At 41.2% G+C, this 20,209-nt stretch carries 11 protein-coding genes; 6 read left to right on the top strand and 5 right to left on the bottom strand.

Going from position 1 to position 20,209, the window contains the following annotated elements; genetic code table 11:
* The 3 genes from GBI66_RS10060 to GBI66_RS10050 form a co-directional block, all read left to right on the top strand.
* Window positions 1-8,666 (top strand): S-layer family protein (locus GBI66_RS10060; RefSeq protein WP_151715980.1); only part of this gene is annotated, 8,666 nt, incomplete at its 5' end.
* Between the two features lie 115 nt (window positions 8,667-8,781).
* A complete protein-coding gene (locus tag GBI66_RS10055; protein WP_151715979.1) occupies window positions 8,782-10,455 on the top strand; it encodes a poly alpha-glucosyltransferase in 1,674 nt (557 codons plus the stop codon).
* 10 nt (window positions 10,456-10,465) lie between these two features.
* Window positions 10,466-12,187 carry a CapA family protein gene (locus GBI66_RS10050; protein WP_151715978.1) on the top strand — a complete coding sequence of 574 codons (1,722 nt, stop codon included), beginning with the start codon at window positions 10,466-10,468 and terminating at the stop codon, window positions 12,185-12,187.
* Here the strand turns inward: GBI66_RS10050 and GBI66_RS10045 are convergent.
* Window positions 12,184-12,909, bottom strand: coding sequence for a metalloprotease (locus tag GBI66_RS10045; protein ID WP_151715977.1), 726 nt, complete (start codon window positions 12,907-12,909; stop codon window positions 12,184-12,186). The two genes, GBI66_RS10050 and GBI66_RS10045, sit on opposite strands and share 4 nt — an antisense overlap.
* Window positions 12,910-12,995: 86 nt before the next feature.
* On the opposite strand from GBI66_RS10045, the gene GBI66_RS10040 reads away from it, so the two are divergent.
* Both GBI66_RS10040 and GBI66_RS10035 read left to right on the top strand, forming a co-directional pair.
* Window positions 12,996-13,316, top strand: coding sequence for an MGMT family protein (locus tag GBI66_RS10040; protein ID WP_151715976.1), 321 nt, complete (start codon window positions 12,996-12,998; stop codon window positions 13,314-13,316).
* Between the two features lie 35 nt (window positions 13,317-13,351).
* On the top strand, window positions 13,352-14,101 hold the full coding sequence (locus GBI66_RS10035; protein ID WP_151715975.1) for a barstar: 750 nt from the start codon (window positions 13,352-13,354) through the stop codon (window positions 14,099-14,101).
* Between the two features lie 9 nt (window positions 14,102-14,110).
* Here GBI66_RS10035 and GBI66_RS10030 read toward each other — a convergent pair whose 3' ends face one another.
* Together GBI66_RS10030 and GBI66_RS10025 are read right to left on the bottom strand one after the other, a co-directional pair.
* A complete protein-coding gene (locus GBI66_RS10030) occupies window positions 14,111-14,548 on the bottom strand; it encodes a universal stress protein (RefSeq protein ID WP_151715974.1) in 438 nt (145 codons plus the stop codon).
* A gap of 236 nt (window positions 14,549-14,784) precedes the next feature.
* Entirely contained in the window at window positions 14,785-15,405 is a 621-nt protein-coding gene (locus tag GBI66_RS10025) for a CatB-related O-acetyltransferase (protein WP_151715973.1), read from the bottom strand.
* A 428-nt stretch (window positions 15,406-15,833) separates the two neighbouring features.
* On the opposite strand from GBI66_RS10025, the gene GBI66_RS10020 reads away from it, so the two are divergent.
* Window positions 15,834-16,313 (top strand): hypothetical protein, encoded by a 480-nt coding sequence (locus tag GBI66_RS10020; RefSeq protein WP_151715972.1) that lies wholly within the window; start codon window positions 15,834-15,836, stop codon window positions 16,311-16,313.
* Between the two features lie 94 nt (window positions 16,314-16,407).
* Here the strand turns inward: GBI66_RS10020 and greA are convergent, their stop codons facing one another.
* Both greA and carB read right to left on the bottom strand, forming a co-directional pair.
* Window positions 16,408-16,884, bottom strand: coding sequence for a transcription elongation factor GreA (gene greA / locus GBI66_RS10015; RefSeq protein ID WP_004651928.1), 477 nt, complete (start codon window positions 16,882-16,884; stop codon window positions 16,408-16,410).
* 91 nt (window positions 16,885-16,975) lie between these two features.
* Window positions 16,976-20,209 (bottom strand): carbamoyl-phosphate synthase large subunit, encoded by a 3,234-nt coding sequence (gene carB / locus GBI66_RS10010; protein ID WP_004801603.1) that lies wholly within the window; start codon window positions 20,207-20,209, stop codon window positions 16,976-16,978.

Raw genomic sequence — 20,209 nt, 5'->3', positions numbered from 1 at the left:
CCAGTGCTGTGACCTTGTTGATCAATGGCGTGACCTATACAGCGACCGTTGATCCAGCAACAGGCAACTGGAGCGCGAGTGTTGCAGGTAGTGACTTGTTGGCGGATGGTGATAAAACCATTGATGCCAAAGCAACCTTCACCGATACCGCGGGTAACAGCAGCACCATCACAGATACACAAGTATATACCGTAGATGTGACTGCGCCGAATGCCCCAGACATTGATCCAATCAATGGCACTGATCCAATTACTGGTACAGCAGAACCAGGTTCAACCGTAACGGTGACCTTCCCGAATGGTACGACCGTTCAAGTACCAACAGATCCAACCACAGGGGTATGGACCACACCAAACCCAGGTAACTTGCCAGATGGCAGTACGGTGACAGCGATTGCCACTGACCCGGCAGGCAACCCATCATTACCAGGCAGTGAAGTGGTGGACAGCCTACCACCGAACCCAGCGGGTGCGGTACTGAACATCGATGCAGTGACTGCAGACAACGTTGTGAATGCAACTGAAGGTGCAGGTAATGTCACGATTACAGGAACCTTAACGGGTATTCCAGCAGATGCAGCGACTACGGTTGTGACCTTATTGATCAATGGCGTGAGCTATACAGCGACAGTTGATCCAGCGACAGGTAACTGGACAGCCGATGTTGCAGGTAGTGATCTGTTGGCAGATGGTGATAAAACCATTGATGCAACAGCAACTTTCACCGATACCGCGGGTAACAGCAGCAACATCACTGATACGCAAGTATATACAGTGGATATTACGCCTCCGAATCCAGCAGGTGCAGTACTGAACATCGATGCAGTGACTGCAGACAATGTTGTGAATGCAACTGAGGGTGCAGGTAATGTGAGCATCACAGGAACCTTAACCGGTATCCCAACGGATTCAGCAACGACTGTTGTGACCTTGGTGATTAACGGTGTGACTTACACTGCGATTGTGAATACGGTTGCAGGTACTTGGAGTGCAAGTGTTGCAGGTAGTGACTTATTGGCAGACGCTGATAAGACTATTGATGCAACTGCGACCTTCACAGATACCGCAGGCAATAGCAGCAACATCACAGATACCCAAGTGTATACCGTAGATATCACACCACCAGATAACGGTACGACAACAATCACAATCGACATCATTGCTGGTAATGATATTGTCGACTCAACCGAAGCAGGTACGAACCAAACCATTAGTGGTAGCGTAAGCGGTGAATACACCGTTGGTGATGTGGTGACCGTGAACGTCAATGGCGTTAACTTGACCACCACCGTACAAGCGGGTGGTACATGGGCAGTGACTGTTGCTGGCGGTCAATTAGTACTTGATGCCGACAAAGTGATTAACGTCAGCATTGCAGCAACCGATGCAGCAGGCAACGTGGGTAATGCAACTGCAGACCGTAGTTATACCGTGGATATTACAAACCCAGTGGTCGTGATTGATCCAATTACTGGTGACAACGTCATCAATGCAGCAGAAGCAGCAGTTAACCAAACTATTAGTGGTTCGGTTGCTGGTAGCTTTACTGTCGGTGATGCGGTGACCGTGAATGTGAATGGTACGGCGTACAATACTACAGTACAGGCGGGTGGTACGTGGAGCGTGAGCGTTCCAGGTAGCGACTTGAGTGCCGATGCAGACAGCACCATCAACGTGACTGTAGATGTAACAGGTGTTGGTCCTGTAACTGCGGATCAAAGCTATGTAGTTGATCTTGTTCCACCAAATCCAGCAGGAGCGATACTCAACATTGCTCCAGTAACTGCGGATAACATCATTAATGCAGCTGAATCAGCAGCTAATGTAACCATCACAGGTACTTTGACGGGTATCCCAGCAGATGCAGCAACGACTGTTGTGACCTTGTTGATCAATGGCGTGACCTATACTGCGACAGTTGATCCAGCAACAGGTAATTGGAGTGCGAGTGTTGCAGGTAGTGACTTGGTGGCAGATGCTGATACAACTATTGATGCAACAGCAACCTTCACCGATACAGCTGGCAACAGTAGCAATATTACAGATACCCAAGCGTATACTGTGGATATTACGCCTCCGAACCCAGCGGCTGCAGTATTGAACATTGATGCGGTGACAGCAGATAATGTCTTGAATGCTGCTGAATCCGCAACTACAGTGACGATCACAGGAACGTTGACTGGTATCCCAGCAGATGCAGCAACGACTGTTGTGACCTTATTGATTAACGGTGTCAGCTACACGGCAACTGTCGATCCTGCAACAGGCAACTGGACCGCAAGTGTTGTAGGTAGTGACTTGTTGATAGATAGTGATCACACCATTGATGCAACAGCAACCTTTACCGATACAGCGGGTAACAGCAGTAGTGTCACTGATACTCAAGTGTATACAGTCGATATAACACCGCCGAACCCAGCAGGTGCAGTCATCAATATTGATGCAGTAACAGCAGACAATGTTGTGAATGCAGCTGAATCAGCAACCAATGTGACGATCACAGGAACGTTGACAGGTATTCCAGCAGATGCAGCAACGACTGTTGTGACCTTGTTGATTAACGGTGTCAGCTATACAGCAACTGTTGATCCTGTAACAGGTAACTGGACTGCAAGTGTTGCGGGTAGTGATCTGGTGGCAGATGGTGATAAAACAATTGAAGCAACAGCAACATTCACTGATACAGCGGGTAACAGTAGCAACATTATTGATACCCAAGTATATGCAGTGGATCTTACTCCGCCAGATACAACAGGCGCAGCTTTAAACATCAATGTTGTGACAGCAGATAATGTGATCAATGCAACAGAAGCAGCAGCCAATGTCACAGTTACTGGTACTTTGACTGGTATTCCAACAGATGCAACCAGTACAACGGTTACCTTGTTAATCAATGGTGTTCTTTATACAGCAATCGTAAATGCAGTAGCAGGTACGTGGACAGCAAGTGTCGCTGGTAGTGACTTATTGGCAGATGCGGATAAGACCATTGCAGCAACAGCAACATTCACTGATGCCGCAGGCAATAGCAGTACTCTAGTAGATACGCAATTGTATGCTGTAGACATTACCCCACCAGATGCTTCAACAACGGGAATCACAATCAACCCGATCACTGGTGATAATATTATTGATCTAACCGAAGCAGGTCTGAATCAAACCATCAGTGGTACGGTAACTGGTGAATACAATGTTGGTGATGCAGTCACTGTGAATGTAAATGGTGTTAACCTTTCAACGACTGTACAAGCGGGTGGTATCTGGAGCGTAACGGTTGCAGGTTCTGAACTGGTTGCAGATATAGATAAAACTATTAACGTAACGGTTCAAGCAACAGATGCAGCAGGTAACATTGGAACAATCAGTTCGAATGTCAGTTACATCGTGAATACAGGTACGATCATTGCGTACGACAACGTTGGTCATGCGGTATTGAGCCCACAACCAGCCTTGGTTCAAGATGATGTGAATTTAGGCAGTGCATCATATCTGTTATTGACCTCATTAGCTGGAATTGATTTACAGCTTGGTGGGAACTCAATTGGCTTCAATGTCGCGACTAATCATGAAGGTACGGTGACATTCCAATATAGTGGTTTAATCGATGTTGGTTTATTGTCCGACTATAAATTAGTAGTACAGAAATTTAATACGACAACGAATCAATGGGAATCTATCCATGGTGATAGTGATGCATCACTTCTCAGCTTACATTTACTTGGCCTTGGTATCGGAAATGTACCAGGTGTGGTACTTGAAGGCTTAGAAGCTGGTCAATACCGTGGATTCCTGACTTACGATGGTTTATTAGGACTTGGTGTTCTCGGTACGTTATCTGCAACCATGGATGATTATGATTTGACCATTCCAGGTGGATACGAAGTAGGGAATGCCGAAGGTAACGTCATTCTTGATCCAGATCCAACAGGTCAAGTCGATCAAATCACACCAAACACTTATGTTTCTTCAGTGAATGGTCATCCGATTGATGCTGATGGTGAAACCTTCACGGGAACTTATGGAACAATTACTTTCCATCAAGATGGTAGTTATACCTATGTTCCATTCTCGAATGGTTCAGGTGTCGGTCATAACGATGTGTTCACTTATACCTTAACTGATTCAGTCACTGGCGCGACAACACAAGCCAATTTGACCATTGAGTTTGATACGATTCGTGCTGCGGACAACTTGGTTGAAGTGGAAATTAACCCTCAATATCAATTGGTGGGTACAGAAACTGATTCAGCGTTCTATGGCGTGTTACTGAATGTTGGAAATCTAGTTGATTTACAACTTCTCACGGTGAACACAGTTGACTTTGATGTCTCAGCTGGACAAGAAGGGGTTGCAACATTTAGCTTCAACAGCTTGATTGGTGTATCAGCACTTGGTAACTACAATGTTGTACTGCAAAAATATAATGAAGTAACAGGACAGTGGGAAGCGGTGAATGGTACAGGTGATCGTTCATTACTCAACCTTACCTTGTTGGGTTCAACCCCAACAGCTCAAATTGCTGGATTGACAGAAGGCGAATATAGAGCGTTCTTATCTTTCAATGGCGCAGTAGGTGGTGCAATTGGCGTAACCTTAAATGGTGAAGTCAAACTTTATAACCCTGCAGTTGTGACTGGATACGATGTTGTTGCAGCACATGGTAACTTGATCTCTGATCCAAATACCAATGGTGCAATTGATATCGCTACACCGAACAGTGTGATCAGTGAAATCAATGGAGTTGCCATCACTGGCTCTCCAACCACAGTGGTAGGTGCTCACGGTACCTTAGTAATCTATCCAAATGGTGACTATACCTATACACCAAACCCTGCAAGTGCAGGTTTAGGACAAGTGGATGAGTTCACTTATACCTTAAGAGATCCAGTATCTGGTACAACTTCACAAGCGACATTCTATGTTCATCTTGATAGTAAAGTTGTCGATATGAATTGGCCGGCTGATCCATCACAACCTGCAACTGTCAGCATCATTGCGGCAGACGATGCAGTCAATGCTGGAATCAGCGCTCAACCTCATCTCATTGATGATGATCGAGCATTGGGTAGTGCAACTTATCTTGCATTGCTTTCATTGGCAGGTATCAACTTACAAGCGCCTTTACCATTCGTGAACAGCACAGTGAACTTCAATGTGGCTGCGGGTGAACAAGGAACAGCAACCTTCAAATACAGCAGTTTAATCAATGAAGGTGCACTGGGTGATTACCAACTTGTGCTCCAAAAATTCAATACGGTCACAGGTCGTTGGGAGTCTGTTACAGGTAGTAGTGAGGCATCCTTGCTCAATCTTAGTATCTTAGGTATAGGCTTGAATGCGACACCTGGGGTTGTCATTGAAGGTCTGGAAGAAGGTCAATACCGTGCATTTATGACTTATAACGGTCTATACGGTAAGAGTATCTTAGGCACATTGTCAGGTACGATGGATGTCTATGACCCAACACTAGTGGACTACACCGGTGTTGCGACAGAAGGAAACGTGATTACTGGTTTAGGTGTTGGTACACATGCTGATTCGGTCACAGGTTATACCGTGGTTGGTTCGGTAACGTTCAATGGTGTAACCACTACTGTTGATCTCACCAATGGTGCAACCATTGTGGGTCAATACGGAACACTGAAAATATTTGCAAATGGTGATTACATCTATACACCAAATAATACCAATGCAAATATTGGTCTGGTGGATCACTTCACTTATACCTTATCGGATCCACTTGGCGGCAACCTTGCAAGTGCAAGCCTTGACTTCACAATTGGCAATAGTGCGCCAGTGATTGCGGTAGATGATCTTGCGGTTGCGGAAATCAACCCTGAATATCTACAAATCGGCAATGATATTGCAGTAGGCAGTCATGGTTATCTCGCATTGGTATCATTAACCAACAACTTTGATTTCCAATTGGGTTCAGCAGGTGTGAACTTCACACTGACTGACAGCACACTGAACGATGTAACGTTTAACTACAGTGCATTGATTAGTGCCAGCCTACTTGCAGACTATGTGCTTGTGGTTCAAAAATTTGATACTGTAACGAATCAATGGGTAGCTGTACATGGTACAGGCGATGCAGATTTACTTAGCCTCGCAGCCTTTGGTGGTAATACTGTCACATTAGATGGATTGGGCGCAGGACAATACAGAGCCTTTATGACCTATGCAGGTGGTGGTATTGGTGTCAGCTTGCTTGGTACGCTTTCTGTTCAAAAAGATGTGTTCGATGCGACCAATATTACTGGATACAGCGTCCAAGCTGCGGAAGGTAATGTGATCCATGACATTGGCTTGAATGGACATGCTGATACTGCATCTGGCTTCAGTAGTATTACAAGTGTGATTTTCAATGGCGTTAGCCATGCTGTGAATGCCACTGGTGTTACAACGATTGTCGGTGATCACGGTACATTATCAATTTACGCAAACGGTAACTACAGTTATCAACCAACAGCGAATGCAAGTGGCTTAGGACAAGTTGATCAATTCACTTATACATTGACTGATGGTTTGAATAGTTCACAAGCGACCTTGTACTTCCATATTGATAGTGATGCTGTCGATATGACTTGGAACCCAACGGACCCTTCACAACCTGCTGACATTACAGTGACACCTGTAGATGCACTGGATGATGTGGTTTCTGCCGGTATTGATATCGTTCCACATGGCCAACTTGGTGTAGCGGTCGGTTCTGCAAGTTACTTGTTACTGGTTGGATTAACCGAAAATCTGAATCTTTCATTACTCGGTACACCAAGTGTGAAATTTAATATTGCAGCTGGACATGGAGCGGATGTGACATTCTCTTACGCCCCAACTGTTTCACTGTCACTATTTAATGACTACAAAGTGGTTCTACAAGAGAAAGCGGCAGATGGTACTTGGCATAATCTCAGTGGTGGTTCAAGTACTGGAATACTCAACATTGGATTGTTAGGTAGTGGTGGTATCGGTGTAACAGTGCCTGACTTAGGTCAAGGTGAATACCGTGCCTTCATGGTCTATACCGGTGTTGGTGTCGGTATCTTGGGTACCATGAGTGTGGTTAAAGATGACTTTGATTACACAGTTGCTCCAACCAATACAGCGGTTGTTGCAACGGGTAATGTATTGGCTGATGACTCAATCACATTGACAACGCATGTATCCACAGTGACTTCGGAAATTGTGGGTGCTCCAGTCCAAACAGTTGGTACAAGTACAACGATTGTGGGTGCTTACGGTACGCTGGTTATTTCGGCAAATGGTCAATATACCTACACGCCAAATACAACTGACCTCAGTGCAATTGGTAAAGTAGATACGTTTACCTATACGGTGCGTGATGTTCTGACTGGTGCAACCGATACAGCGAAACTACATATCCAAGTGGGTTCACCAGATGTGAAAGTGGTTTGGGATACAGCCAACCCAGCAAATGATGGCACCATCGAGATTGTTGCTAATGCTGATAATGTAACTGCAGCGACGGACTTCTCAAATACTAAAGATGCTGCTGTCGATGTAGCAAGTCCTGATATTACGATTAATGGTCTTGGCTTTACATCAGTCGATTCTAATAGCTTCACTATCGCAGCTGGAACAGTGGGTAGTATCGATCTAGCAGCAGTTTATAAGGTTCAACCTCTTCTCGGTGTTCTACCAACGATTAGTTATGTGATCCAAATATGGAATACAACAACAAATCAATGGGTTGATACTGTTTATAAAGGGTCTCAAACAGCTTTAGGAAGTTTGACTACGATTCAACTCGGAAGTGTGGCTTTCCAAGATACTGTAGAGAATCTTGCAGCAGGTTTATACCGAGTCCATTATGGTTTACAAGGTCTATCTGTAGGAACCACAACATTAGACACCAGTGTTACAACAACCACAGTTCATTTGAACCAATATAGTTCAGATTGGATCAACGGTAATGTACTGCTTGGTGATACGATTGGTGGGGTTGCAGATACAGGACTGTTATCTCATGAAGGTTATAAACTTCAAGTATGGAACAGTGTTTCAGGTTCATATGTAGATGCTGTAGGTCAATCGATTAATACGGGTAATGGTGTGTTAATCATGCAGTCCAATGGTGAGTATGAATATCGTCCAAATGATGTCAATGTAACAACACATTTAACATCTACAGACAGTATTGATTACAAAATCATTTCGGCAACTGGTGTTGAGTCGACTTCAACTCTGAATATTAACTTGACACATCCTGATTACAACTTGCTTTATTCGAGTACTAGTGGCAACGATACATTTACTAGTGCAATTGTCGGCAGTGGCTCAGATACCCTAATTTATCAAATACTGAATGGTACTGCGGCAACAGCGGGTAATGGAGCAAATACAGGTGGCAACGGCGCTGATCATTGGACAGGCTTCGTCGTCGGAAACACTGAAACTCATGCTGCTAACTATAATGATCAAGCAGATAAAATTGATATCCGTCATCTTTTAGATGGAGATCAAACAGATGGTAATATCGCTGAATATCTACGTGTAACTAACGTAGGTGGTAATACGGTAATTGGCATTGACCGTAATGGTGCGAATTTAATTGGAGTGAGTAATTATACTGATCTGATTACATTAGATGGTGTGACTACTACTTTGAATGAGTTATTAAATAACCATCAAATTCATTACTAATCTAAAAGCCTTAACATAAAAAGAGAACCTTCGGGTTCTCTTTTTCATTTTGCGAAGATTATAAAAATATGTGGTATCGTGTTTAAAACGCTTAAAAATTCTAAAAATTGAATATATGACCATTACAACGATTTCAGCACTCGAGCAATTCAAGCAACAACTCAGTGATCATTTTTTTAAGCAGGTTCAGCAGCACATTGATGTGTCTAATGCTGTGATCTTTTGTTCCTATGGAGAACAGACACAACGTTGCCAAGTGTGGAACTCATCTTGTTCAGACCTTTCTAGCAGTCAACAGGAATTCTTTGATTTCCTCGTGCATCAATTTACTCTGCAACCAGCGTTTACAACATTGATTAAAATTGATGTCGCTTTTAATATCCAGCAAGAAAAATGGTCTGACATCGAACAAATTTTAAAGAACCAATTGCATAATAATCATTACCGTAAAGGGATCAGTTTCGATGCTGATTTTAAGCACTGTTTTTTGGAGCAGGAGCTATACGGCAAGGCAATTATTCGGGCACTCAGCTATAACACACCTAACTTTTTTGATGAGAGAAACTTAAATAGCAGTCTTTTAAGAAAATATCCGAATCAGTCTTGCACGATAAAAATTGCAGACCTTCAACAGGTATGGACCTTTGATACCTTAGCTGTGATCTATGAGGATCGACAGTTGATTCCTCTGCACAGCCAGTTTAGTGCGAACGGGGTACGTTATCTGCTTGAACCAAAAAAAAAGCATTTCAAAAAAATGATCGAAGCAAATGCCGAATTTCTATCACGACAAATACAAACGGATGGACGCTTTGCCTATGGCTTTTTCCCCGCCTATGATCGTGAAATTCGTAGCTACAACACGGTTCGGCATTGCACTTCAGTTTATGCCTTACTTGAAACGCTGATTATCCAGCCAGATAAGAGATTGATCGAAAAAATTCAGTCTGCAATTGATTATGCACTACAGCATTTTTATATCGAAAAACAGCCAGAACTGGCATATATGCTGGATGGTGATGAAGCTAAAGGGCTAGATGAAATTAAGCTAGGTGCCAATGCCGCAGCGATTTTAATGTTGAGCAAATATCAAGACATCACAGGTGATGATCGCTATCTTGCTTATGCTCGGCATTTAGCCAACGGTATTTTGTCGATGGTCAATGAGACAGGTGAGACCACGCATGTATTGCATTATCCAAGCTATGAGATAAAAGAAAAGTTTCGAATTATTTATTATGATGGCGAAGCCGCGTTGGCCTTATTACGCCTCTATCAATGGTATGCAGACGAAAAATTATTGCAAACTGTCAAACAGATGTTTGAACGATTTATAACGCAAAAATATGATCGCTATCATGATCACTGGCTTAGCTACTGTACCAATGAACTGACAAAAATTTGCCCCGAAGAAAAGTACTTCCAGTTTGGACTGAATAATTATTTAAAACATATGGTTTTTATCCGTAACCGAAAAACAGCCTATGCCACATTGTTAGAAATGATGATGGCAGCCTATCAAATGGTCTGTCGGATTCGAGTGCTTGGCTTGGATCAGCTTTTTGAAAAAGCACAATTTGAAGAGTTAAAAAGACTGATTGAGTTTCGAACCGAATTTCAACGGACAGGCTTTTTCTATCCTGAAGTGGCGATGTATATGGCGCGACCAGATAAAGTTTTAAATGCTTTTTATGTGCGGCATGATCGTTTTCGTGTACGGATTGATGACCAAGAACATAATCTCTCAGGTTATATTGCTTATGTTCAGCACTTCGAAACTGAAGTCTGAGGAGGAATAAATGGGGCTTCCTCAAGAAATCAAAATCATCAGTCAGATTGGTAATCAAAACTTTCAGCATCCCATTTGGCAAACTGAAATAGCAGGGGATTGTTCGTATTGGATTTTATTACTTCTTAGTTTAGAACGTGTTGTCGATGGATCGTTGCAACTCGATGATGTGGTGAGTCATCATGTTCCGGTAAGCAAGGAAGCGAATCCTGTCTTTGAAGATCACTATTCGATTCTGAAATTATTGCAAGCCTTAACTTTTACCCAAACTCAGGAGACTCAACAGCTTCTCGGCTGCCATTTATTTGGAAATTGGCAACAGGCACAAATTGAAATCAACACTAAAGCAGGGCAGTTTGGATTGAATATTCAGCATCAACATGATGCTACCAAAAATACCCTGCAAAAACTCTATGGTTTGGCTGAATCCATCTTTAATCAACCGATTGAATTATTGAATCAAGTCTTTGTAAAAACGTTCAATATGAATGGACAGGAGGTTGCTCCAATCCGTTCATTATGGACATGTAGACAGCTGGATGCTGTTCTTTACCTGACGGATCAAGCGCAAGATTATTACTTTTCTTATCGACATATCAATCAGAGCATAGGTGTTTTTCACTTATTGGATCATGTGCATCGTATTGATCATTTAGTGCCGTATTATCATTCTTTTCAACAGGGGGCATTGCCTGTAAAACAGATTCAAGCCAAAAGTGAGTGGGTCAATATCATCGGCGATACTTATTTTGGTGAATTTTATACAGAGAAACGAAAAAATAAAGGTATTGATGATGCTTTGCAACGTTATGGTTATAGCCATTCTTTTGAAGGGATCAAACAATTTTTTAGCCCAGAAGATATTAATATTGCCAATCTAGAGGCGGTTTTTAATCTTGAAGAAAACTCAATTTTAGCGGGAAGAAAAGACTATATCCTTGGTGCGCAGTCTGAGCCAACCTTGGCAGAATTTAAACGCATTCATATCAATACAGCGTGCTTGGCCAATAATCATTTAAAAGACTATGGTGACGCAAGTCTTAAACACACTTTGGAGCTGCTTGAGCAAGCCGAGATTGATTTTATCGGGGCTGGGACTGACCAGCAGCAAGCACATCAATGCTTGGAAATTCTCAGCGACGCGCAGAAGGTGGCTATTTTTAATGGCTATTGGCATCGAACAGCAGCTTATCAAGATTATGATTTTTACGCGCTTGGCAAGAGTTCAGGAGTGGCTTGTATTAATGCGGTTTTGTTTGAGCAAATCATGCAATATCGTGTCAAGCACCCGCAGCATAAGATCATTGTCATTTGTCATTGGGGTGTTGATTTTAAATCGATACATCCAGAGCAAGAAAAACTTGCCAAGATACTGACCCAGATTGGAGTTGATCTCGTGATTGGGCATGGTGCACATACCATTCAGCCAATTCGATCTATTCATCAAAAACCTGTCATTTTCGGCATAGGAAATGGCGTGTTTAACAGTAATGGCAATTTTGAAAAATATCAGGCCCTTCCTTATGGGGGGATTATTCGTCTTAATTTAAGTCAAAATCGATTAAAGTTTTATCCAATTTATACTCATAATCGTGAAACTTTTTGGCAACCTCGTCCTGTCGATGAGGTGCAATTTGAACAAGCACTATGTGCTTTGACCAGTCAACTTGACCAAGCTGCTTACACACTAGGGAAGGATCATTTAGGTCACTATATTCAGCTGGATTTTTAAGGGTATTGATTATAGTTATTGAGCATAATATTGAGCTGCTCGCGGGTAAAACCAAGGTTGCGTAAGCCACCACTGCCCAAACGGCAGTCATAACTGCTCATAATATTGGTCGGTGTGGTTTTAGTAGCTTTAGGGGAACACACATGACCTAAGCCGAAAGCATGCCCCATTTCATGTACGCTGGCTGCTTGGGTTTGATAATTCAGTCGTTCCCAATCAATTAAAATAAAAGGTTGACCTTGGTTGCGGAATCCCCAACTGGTGATATCTGCATATTTCAATTTTTCATTATAAGAATCATAAATAATAAATAATACTTCCTTGCTCTTTCTGCGTGGGAAACAAGTTTTGACTGCACTTGGAAGGTTGTCCGGAATCAATGCTGTAGGTTGATTCAACTGGTTGGCGAGATCACATTTACGTTTATTAAAGTCTTGATAAGAATAGTAGCGGTGAATTTTAAACTTAAAGATTTTTTGATTGTTTTCATCGACAAAATATCGATTTAATATCGCCAGTTCTTTATAGATTTGTGTTTTATTATCGAGTGCTTTAATTTCAGGGCGGTTGCTGGTCACAATAAAACTGACATTGACGACAGGTAAATCATCGGCATCCAATGGATACTGATAGGGAGGCATTTTTACAGGTGATTTTTGAGTAGTACACGACGCACTGAAGATCAGACATAATAGTGTCAGGGCAGTAATTTTTAACCGCATTTTGTTCTCTCAAGTTATTGCGTTTTAATTATTGTGGCTAGCTTTTCGCATGATTTTGATCATCTTAGCAGATTTTTATAGGTTGTATTGTGCAAGATACCAATGAACTACATCGACAAATCTTGGAAGTGATTGCCCTGATCCCATATGGCAAAGTGGCAAGTTATGGACAAATTGCCAAACTGGCGGGTTTGCCTAAACACGCACGTCTAGTCGGCTATGTACTCAAGCATTTAGATAAAGACAGTGAGATTCCTTGGTATCGTGTGATTAATTCGCAAGGCAAGATTAGCGTGACCCGAATCAATGAGAAAGGCGAAAATGTTCAGCAAAATTTGTTAGAACAAGAGGGCATCTATTTGTTAAATGGTAAGGTCAGTTTAAAAATATTTGGCTGGCAGCCTTGATTTTTAAATTAGCTTATTTGACCAGTGGAATATAGATGAAAATTGAATTTGTAAAACATGATGATGAAAATGAATTAGATATCGTTCTTTATGGTTTAAATGTAGAAAAATATCAATATAATCAAGAGAAAATTATTTTTCATGATTGCCTTACTCAGCAGATAATTGCTGAAATGGAAGCGTTGAAATTATTTACTGGAACGAAAAAAGATCATCTCTTTGGACTCTATTTAAGCTGCCATCAAGAGAACATCCATGAAAAGATGAGTGATCAAATATATTTTTCCTTTGATTTCGCATATCAAAATAATGATTTAATTATTTTCTATTCTTTTGATGAAGAAGATACAGAATCAGAGTTAAATAAATTTTTTAAGAGAAAGGAGCTTATTTATAAATATTTAAATGGTGAGTGTGATCAAAAAAATTGGTATGCGCTCAGTGATTTTGATAAGAAATGCTGGTTGGATATTGCTTATCTTAGAGCCCAGCTAGAGCAAATAGATGATCGTATTGTCAAAGAAATTATTTTGGATGGGGCGTATATAGAATCTGAATTAGATTTATATTGCTATATTGGCGAAGAAGTTTGTGGGGTATTAGGTTATATGGGGGGGAGTTCTATGGCATTAAGAGATTGTTTGACTGATGAGATTAGACCAATTCAGTATCCTTTACGCATCGTATGGAAAAATTTTGAATACTCAAAACAAAAATTTAACCAAGATGATATTCAGTACTTCATTGATCTATTGTCTCAAAATGCCGATTTGAAAATTTGCTGATTGTATCTATCAACGCACAATCAATACGGGAATATGACTCTCTGCTAAAACTTTCTGTGCCACGCTACCCAGTACAAACTGTTTAAAACCTGTACGTCCATGTGAACCCATAATGATCAGGTCTGCACCCAGATTTTGAGCAGCACCAATAATTTCCTGATGCACTGAAAAGCCTTCTAAGACTTGAGTAGCGACCGTAAGCCCATGCTCTTCAAACTTTTGTTCAGCTTTACTTAGATTCTCTTGAACATAGCCTCTGACACGTTCAATCAAATCATTGCTTTGTCCCATACGCACATAGGCATCGGCAAGATAGGGATCTAAGGTCATTACTTCAGCAACCGTGATTTCACTGTTTAAAGCTTTTGCGAGTTGAGCTGCTTCACGAATGACATTCGCAGCAATTTCAGAGTCATCAATCGCCACTAAGATTTTTTGATAAGCCATGTTAGTTACTCCTTATACTTATGATTTTGCATTGAATTTAGTATTTAAAAAGTTGTTTAAATTACAAGCTATATTGTTATAGTAAACCTCTTGGAGGATAAATAAAACCTAGCATTTTTATAGGGATAGTTATTATTTATAGGCGTATGGTTAAGCGAAGATTTTATTTAAATTACATGAAATTTCTATAAAAAAAGAATATGGGTATAACTCTGATTTATCTATAAAAAGTTAGATTAACTTTTCTCGAAGTATTGGATAAGGGCTTCCACATCATCCGTTTGCAAATGTTCACGCATTTTTAAAATCTGCTTTTCATCTAAGTCATAAAGCTTTAGAGAAAGCAGTTTTTCAATGTCTTGTTCAGAAAAGCGATACTTAATGACTTTGGCTGGGACACCGCCAACAATTGCATAGGGTGGAACATCCTGAGTAACTACAGCACCTGTTGCCACGACTGCACCTTCACCCAGTTTCACCCCTTGCATGATCATGGCTCGACTGCCAATCCAGCAACCATCGGCAATGACTGTATCACCCGCGGGTTGAAAGCTACGTGTATCAAAAGGGAAAGTTGAAATCCAGTCTGGGCGGTGCAGTTGATTACCACCCATCATAATCACGCATTCAGCACCAAAGCAGACAAAATTGCCAATATGCAATTGATCAATTGGTTTTTCAGGCGTTGCGGCTTTGTCGTGTAGATAACGCACTACACAGCGTTCAAAACCCTGATCCCAGTAAGCTGAATAATAGGAGTAATTGCCTTTGATATGGATATTTGGATTGTTTACCGTTTTAGCAATAAATTCGAACTCACACCAATGTTTGACAGGAGAGTTGATCAATGGATCCATATCTAGACAAAATATTAAAAGAAAGCCGTGGCATTATAGCTTTTATATCAGGAGAGAGTGCTAGTTGGAGAAAAATTTCCAAAGCCAAGTAAACAAACGTTGAATTTGATTGGGAAATATAAAGCCTAGAACGGCACAGAGCAGGGTGGTATTAAAAATAATGGCTATAGAGCTGGTCGAAGAATTCACATGAAATGCCCATGTGACTGAAATGCATATACCTAGAAAAATTTCAGTATTGAACTATATGAATGTACTTATCAATTGGTCAAAATTCATTTTAGATGTAATTGAGTAAATATTGCGTATTTAATTTAATCGATGTTGTTGGTTATAAAGCCATGGTTTTAAAGGAAAAAATAAAAATATTGAACTGAATTCATTTATGAATAGATAATATCTGAGTTATAACAAAAGGATGAGGTTTAATGATTGAACCAATAAATGAAAATTCAATTTTAAAAATAATGAGCGAAAAACAACTATATATCCATGATTTAATTAATTTAGTATTTGAAATTAAAAGAAAATTTAGAAGTAAAGAGTTAGATTTTTCTACATTAATTCAGCCATCTAGTCGTTCTGAATGGGAAAATTTAACGATGATGATTCCATATCTTCCACGTGGAATCATAGAAGAACACTTAGATCAGTTATTAGAAGGGTTTATGGATCTAAATTGGCCTGGTTCTAAGATTTTGTATGGATACTTGGCTGAAATAGATATTCAGATACTAAAGGGATCTTTTGGACGGGTCATTGATAAGGCAATAGCAATGAATGATACAGACTGGGTATATTTCCTAGCTGTTTTTATGACTGATCAAAGGGTTGGAATGGAAGATTATTTTGTGCATGAAATAGAGAAGAGTCATTTATTTCTTAAACTTCATCATATAGATTTTTAATTAAGACATTGATAAGTAAAATAAATGCTAAGTTTTTTGAAAGCTTACCAAAGAAAAAACCCCTCAAAATGAGGGGTTAATTGCATATAGAATATTAGATATATTCAACACTTACGATTTCGTATTCAACTTCACCTTGTGGTGTTTGAATTTTTGCTTCGTCGCCTTCGTTTTTACCTAAAAGACCACGTGCAATCGGTGAGTTCACTGAGATTTTATTGATTTTAAAATCTGCTTCGTCATCGCCTACGATTTTATAAGTCTTACGTTCTTCGGTATCCAGGTTTTCAATCGTTACAGTCACGCCAAAAACAACACGACCATTTTGCTCGAGTGTTTTAACATCAATTTCTTGAACTGCACCAAGTTTACCTTCGATATCCTGAATACGGCCTTCACAGAAACCTTGCTGTTCACGCGCAGCATGATATTCAGCATTTTCCTTTAAATCACCGTGCTCACGTGCTTCAGCAATCGCTTGAATAATACGTGGGCGATCAACTGTTTTGAGCTGTTGTAATTCTTTCTCTAAGGCAACCTTGCCTTCGGGAGTCATAGGATAACGTTGCATTTCAGTCCCTCTAAATTGGTTGGGAAAATACAGGATTAAAAAAAGAAAAAGCCCGCCACCGATAAGGTGACGGGACTTTATCGGTAGAGAATTAACCTACAGTTTGTAAATCTTGCAAGCGGTATACATCCATTGGCAATTTCACAGCAAATGCTTGGCAAACTGCTTCTGCACCGTTAATTGTCGTAGTGTAATACACCTTGCCTTGTAGGGCAGCACGACGAATCATGGCAGAGTCATACTGAGCTTGTTTGCCTTCAGTTGTGTTGACAATAAGATGAATTTCACCATTTTTCAAGCGGTCAACAATATGTGGGCGACCTTCGGTCACTTTATTGACAGCTTCACATTCAATTCCTGCTTCTTTCAGAACACGATGTGTACCATTGGTTGCAACAAGCTTAAAGCCATAAGCGATTAACTGTTTTGCAATGTCGGCAATGTATTTCTTATCTGATTCACGAACAGATAAGAATGCATGTTTCACTTCGCCTTCAGTTGGTAAGCCCGGTAAACGTTCATTTGAACCAAGCACTGCTTTATAGAATGCTTCACCAAATGTTTTACCAACGCCCATTACTTCACCTGTAGATTTCATCTCAGGCCCAAGCATTGGATCCACGCCAGGGAATTTAGCGAATGGGAACACCGCTTCTTTAACGGCAAAATGTGTTGGAATAATTTCTTTGGTGAAACCTTGTGATTCCAAAGATTGGCCAGCCATACAGCGAGCAGCAACTTTTGCTAAAGAGTCACCAATACATTTAGATACGAAAGGAACGGTACGTGATGCACGTGGGTTCACTTCAAGGACATAAATGTCGTTGCCTTTAACAGCAAACTGAACGTTCATCAAGCCGATTACGCCAAGCTCTTTTGCCATTGCAACAGTTTGACGGCGCATCTCATCCTGTACTTCTTGAGAAAGCGAGTACGGAGGAATCGAACATGCTGAGTCACCTGAGTGAATACCGGCTTGTTCAATGTGCTGCATGATACCGCCGATCACAACATCTTTACCGTCAGATACGCAGTCCACGTCAACTTCAGTTGCATCGTCAAGGAAACGGTCAAGCAGGACAGGGGCTTCATTCGACGCTTGTACTGCTTCACGAAGGTAACGTTTAAGTTCTTCTTCGTTATACACGATTTCCATTGCACGACCACCCAATACATAAGATGGACGAACAACCAGTGGATAACCCACTTTAGCTGCTTCTGAAATACCTTCTTCAGCAGATTTTACAATGCTGTTATTTGGTTGACGAAGCTGTAGACGTTGAATCATTTGTTGGAAACGTTCACGGTCTTCTGCACGGTCAATCGCATCAGGAGATGTACCAATGATAGGTGTACCTGCTTCTTCCAAAGCACGTGCCAATTTCAAAGGTGTTTGACCACCATACTGTACGATCACGCCTTTAGGCTTCTCGGTACGTACGATTTCAAGTACATCTTCAAGTGTTACAGGCTCGAAGTATAAACGGTCAGATGTGTCATAGTCTGTTGAAACTGTTTCAGGGTTACAGTTCACCATGATCGTTTCATAACCGTCTTCACGCATTGCAAGCGCAGCGTGTACACAGCAGTAGTCAAACTCGATCCCTTGACCAATACGGTTAGGGCCACCACCAATCACCATGATTTTGTCACGGTTTGATGGATTTGCTTCACATTCTTCATCGTAAGTTGAATACATGTAAGCAGTACCCGATTCAAACTCGGCTGCACAGGTATCAACACGTTTGTAAACTGGATATACACCCAAGTTCCAACGTTGTTTACGGAATTGTTTTTGTGAAATACCCATCAAGCCTGCAATACGAAGGTCAGATAAACCTTTGCGCTTGAATGAACGGATATTGTCAGCGTTTAAGTCACCAAAGCCCAATGTTTTCACTTGTGCTTCAGTTTTGATGATGTCTTCGATTTGGATCAAGAACCAACGGTCGATCTTGGTTGCTTCGAATACGTCATCTAAAGAGAAACCATGACGGAATGCATCAGCAACGTACCAGATACGCTCTGGACCAGGAACTTTAAGCTCTTTTAGAATGATGTCTTTGGCATTGGCTGTACCAGCTTCAACTTTTTCATCAAAGCCACTAACGCCTACTTCTAGACCACGAAGTGCTTTTTGTACTGATTCTTGGAAGTTACGACCAATTGCCATCACTTCGCCCACAGATTTCATCTGTGTCGTTAGTACTGGCTCAGCTTGTGGGAATTTTTCGAAGTTAAAACGTGGAATCTTAGTGACAACATAGTCAATCGATGGTTCGAAAGATGCTGGTGTAATACCGCCAGTGATGTCATTTTTCAATTCATCAAGGGTATAACCTACTGCAAGTTTCGCTGCGATTTTCGCAATCGGGAAACCTGTTGCTTTAGATGCAAGTGCAGATGAACGAGAAACACGTGGGTTCATCTCGATCACAACCATACGACCATCTTTCGGGTTAATACCGAATTGAACGTTCGAACCACCAGTCTCTACACCGATTTCACGAAGAACTGCAACCGATGCATTACGCATTAATTGATATTCTTTGTCTGTCAATGTTTGTGCAGGTGCAACAGTGATTGAGTCACCTGTGTGTACGCCCATTGGGTCAAAGTTTTCGATCGCACAGACGATGATACAGTTGTCGTTTTTGTCACGAACAACTTCCATCTCGTATTCTTTCCAACCAATGAGTGATTCATCAATCAATAATTGTTTGGTTGGAGAAAGATCGAAACCACGTTCACAGATTTCTAGGAATTCTTCGCGGTTATAGGCAATACCACCACCTGAACCACCCATCGTGAATGATGGACGGATGATGACTGGGAAGCCAAAACCTGCTTGGATTGCCAAAGCCTCTTCCATTGTTTCTGCAATGGCTGCTTTTGGACATTCCAAACCAATTTTACGCATTGCGATATCAAACAGTTTACGATCTTCTGCTTTTTCAATCGCGTCTTTTGATGCGCCAATTAGTTCAACATTATATTTTTCAAGGACGCCGTGCTCATCTAACGCAAGGGCACAGTTCAATGCAGTTTGACCACCCATGGTTGGAAGGACTGCATCTGGACGTTCTTTTTCAATGATTTGTGCAACTGTCTGCCAAGTGATTGGCTCGATATAGGTCGCATCCGCCATTGCAGGGTCAGTCATAATGGTCGCTGGGTTAGAGTTCACCAAAATAACGCGATAACCTTCTTCACGAAGCGCTTTACATGCTTGCGCACCAGAATAGTCAAATTCGCAGGCTTGACCAATGACAATAGGACCAGCACCAATAATTAAGATGCTTTTAATATCCGTACGTTTAGGCAT

The sequence above is a fragment of the Acinetobacter sp. TUM15071 genome, from assembly GCF_008980925.1.
Lineage (GTDB): Bacteria > Pseudomonadota > Gammaproteobacteria > Pseudomonadales > Moraxellaceae > Acinetobacter > Acinetobacter dispersus.
Note: the sequence above shows the minus strand (reverse complement) of the source record. Positions and strands in the feature narration are given on the sequence as shown.

Coding starts and splice junctions, on each gene's coding strand:
- GBI66_RS10055 (WP_151715979.1), top strand. CDS start 8,782: ATGACCATTACAACGATTTCAGCACTCGAGCAATTCAAGCAACAACTC.
- GBI66_RS10050 (WP_151715978.1), top strand. CDS start 10,466: ATGGGGCTTCCTCAAGAAATCAAAATCATCAGTCAGATTGGTAATCAA.
- GBI66_RS10045 (WP_151715977.1), bottom strand. CDS start 12,909: ATGCGGTTAAAAATTACTGCCCTGACACTATTATGTCTGATCTTCAGT.
- GBI66_RS10035 (WP_151715975.1), top strand. CDS start 13,352: ATGAAAATTGAATTTGTAAAACATGATGATGAAAATGAATTAGATATC.
- GBI66_RS10030 (WP_151715974.1), bottom strand. CDS start 14,548: ATGGCTTATCAAAAAATCTTAGTGGCGATTGATGACTCTGAAATTGCT.
- GBI66_RS10025 (WP_151715973.1), bottom strand. CDS start 15,405: ATGGATCCATTGATCAACTCTCCTGTCAAACATTGGTGTGAGTTCGAA.
- GBI66_RS10020 (WP_151715972.1), top strand. CDS start 15,834: ATGATTGAACCAATAAATGAAAATTCAATTTTAAAAATAATGAGCGAA.
- greA (WP_004651928.1), bottom strand. CDS start 16,884: ATGCAACGTTATCCTATGACTCCCGAAGGCAAGGTTGCCTTAGAGAAA.
- carB (WP_004801603.1), bottom strand. CDS start 20,209: ATGCCTAAACGTACGGATATTAAAAGCATCTTAATTATTGGTGCTGGT.